Source organism: Novosphingobium sp. HII-3 (assembly GCF_002916655.1).
Lineage (GTDB): Bacteria > Pseudomonadota > Alphaproteobacteria > Sphingomonadales > Sphingomonadaceae > Novosphingobium > Novosphingobium panipatense.
In genome coordinates this window covers 1-1,366 of the sequence record NZ_PPSM01000075.1, presented here as the reverse complement: position 1 = coordinate 1,366, position 1,366 = coordinate 1, and the positions used below count along the sequence as shown (strand labels likewise).

1 protein-coding gene is annotated in these 1,366 nt (G+C 60.0%); it reads right to left on the bottom strand.

The features are described from left to right. Window positions 1-261: 261 nt before the first annotated feature. On the bottom strand, window positions 262-1,296 hold the full coding sequence (locus C2R25_RS18765) for an IS110 family transposase (protein WP_010338606.1): 1,035 nt from the start codon (window positions 1,294-1,296) through the stop codon (window positions 262-264). Between the last annotated feature and the right edge of the window lie 70 nt (window positions 1,297-1,366).

The following is a 1,366-nucleotide window of genomic DNA, read 5'->3' as shown; positions in this document are numbered from 1 at the left end:
CGCGTGTGGATGGCTCCCGCGTTGCGGTGCGATTTTCTGACGTTCTGACATGCCATATCGAGTGCAGTCGCGTGTCCGGCCTTTATGTGCAGCCTTTATACGGCTGCTGGCCTTGAAGGATTCCGCCAGCCCTGGCCTCCTCATCGTTTACGCGGACTCGAAGTCCTGTACGCTAAGCAGGTTTGCCGAAGCTCGGTGGATCGAATGGCTTGCCTTCAGTCGGTCTTCACACCTCAACCTTGTTTTGCCATCGCCTGCCAATCAGGCTGCGATCGCCAATTCCTTTCTTTCATACTCGACGCCGCGCGTCATCACCACCCATGCAATACGCGCCATCTTGTTGGCCAGAGCAACGGCCACGACCTTGGGCGGACGGCGATCAAGCAAGGCTTTGGCCCATTCAAAGCCTTTGACGCTGCCCGCCCGGACATGCCGCAGCACTGAAGTCGCACCGACGACCAGCAATTGTCGCAGGTAGCGATTGCCGCCCTTGGTAATCTTGCCCAGGCGGGTCTTGCCACCTGACGAGTTTTGCCGGGGCACGAGTCCAAGCCAGGCGGCGAAATGGCGGGCCGACCTGAAGCTCTGCGCGTTGGTCACCATCGACGCGAGCGCCGAGGCGGTGATCACACCAACGCCGGGGATGGTTTCAAGGATGTTGCTGACGTCGTTGCGATAATGCCAGCGGGTCAACTGCTTATCGATCCCGGTGAGCTTGTCCTGCAGTTCCTGAATGTGGCGCGCTAAGACGCCGAGTGTCTCGCGCGCCAGTTCCGGAAGATCGAGTTCGTCCCCTTTCGCAAGCCGATCGACCATGCGCACCACCTGCGCCACGCCGGTACCCGTCACAAGACCGAATTCGGCCAGATGGCTGCGCACGGCATTGAACATCATCGTCCGCTGCTTGATCAGCAGTGCCCGCGTTTTGTGCAGCACGCCGCCAGCCTGCTGGTCAACTGACTTGATTTCGACGAACCGCATTGTCGGCCGCGTCACCGCCTCGCAAATCGCTTCGGCATCGGCGGCATCGTTCTTCTGCCGCTTGACGTAAGGTTTCACGTAGATCGGCGGGATGAGTTTTACGTCGTGGCCCAGGTTCTGGAGCTGCCGACCCCAGTGATGCGCCGTTCCGCAGGCTTCGATCCCGATCAGAACCGGAGGCAATGCCGCGAAAAACTTCAACATCTGTCCGCGCTTCAATTGCCGGGTCACAACCACCTGACCCGCAGCGTCTACACCATGGACCTGGAACACCGACTTCGCGATATCCAGCCCAATCGTGACAATCTCACTCATCGTCCGTCTCCTCGCTCTTCAGCCGAGGCAGTCTGCCTCAGCCGGTGAGCGGGAGCCATCCACTCCATCG